Here is a 1,088-nt window from a genome sequence, read left to right on the forward strand (position 1 = left end):
CCAGAACGAACGCAACCGAATTGCTTGACGATCATAGAGACGTTGAACCACCTGATCCCATCCCGAACTCAGAAGTGAAAAGCGTCATCGCCGATGGTAGTGTGGGGGATCCCATGTGAGAGTAGGTCGTCGTCAAGCTTATGAATACGAAGTCCTGAATTATCAGGCATAAGAAAATTTGATTTTATTAGCCAATTGCTAATAAAACATACCAGTTTTCTTGATGATCATAGAGACGTTGAACCACCTGATCCCATCCCGAACTCAGAAGTGAAAAGCGTCATCGCCGATGGTAGTGTGGGGGATCCCATGTGAGAGTAGGTCGTTATCAAGATTTAAACACTAAGAAGCCCTGATCAGCTAAGCTGGTCAGGGCTTCTTTATGCCTAAAATAAAGAGGAAAGCATAATCCTCCACACCGTGTGGGGCTCTTATGAAGAAACGCATGTGAGAGTAGGTCGTTATCAAGCTTATAAATACTAAGAAGCCCTGATCAGCTAAGCTGGTCAGGGTTTTTTTATGCCTAAAATAAAGAGGAAAGCATAATCCTCCACACCGTGTGGGGCTCTTATGAAGGAACGCATGTGAGAGTAGGTCGTCGTCAAGCTTATAAATACTAAGAAGCCCTGATCAGCTAAGCTGGTCAGGGTTTTTTTATGCCTAAAATAAAGAGGAAAGCATAATCCTCCACACCGTGTGGGGCTCTTATGAAGAAACGCATGTGAGAGTAGGTCGTTATCAAGATTTAAACACTAAGAAGCCCTGATCAGCTAAGCTGGTCAGGGTTTTTTTATGCCCGCTCTTTTATCTAGGACAGGCATAGATAAACTCCAGCTATGATGTGCCTCACAGCCTTTTTGAGATACCGAGGTGGCCTGGGGTAGATTGGATAAGCTTGTGTCATCAGATACACTCCTTTATCTAGGACAGGCATAGATAAACCCCAGTAATGGTGCGGCTTATCGTGTGGTTAAGCCTATTTTCCGTATCTCATCTATACTTAATCTTTGTTTTCTCAAGGAAGAGGAACGGGATTATGCCCATGCCCAGAAGTCAGCAGGTTTGCTTAGACGATACCCCTTATTATC

The 1,088-nt window shown here is 44.0% G+C and carries 2 rRNA genes; both read left to right on the forward strand.

Annotated elements, in window-relative coordinates:
- The first annotated feature begins 23 nt into the window (after positions 1 to 23).
- Positions 24 to 138, forward strand: a 5S ribosomal RNA gene (gene rrf, locus DFP81_RS18095).
- Positions 139 to 219: 81 nt separating this feature from the next.
- Positions 220 to 334 (forward strand): 5S ribosomal RNA (rrf, locus tag DFP81_RS18100).
- The last annotated feature ends 754 nt before the right edge of the window (positions 335 to 1,088 follow it).

Origin of the sequence: Marinomonas pollencensis (assembly GCF_003387375.1) — a bacterium.
GTDB classification, from domain to species: Bacteria; Pseudomonadota; Gammaproteobacteria; order Pseudomonadales; family Marinomonadaceae; genus Marinomonas; species Marinomonas pollencensis.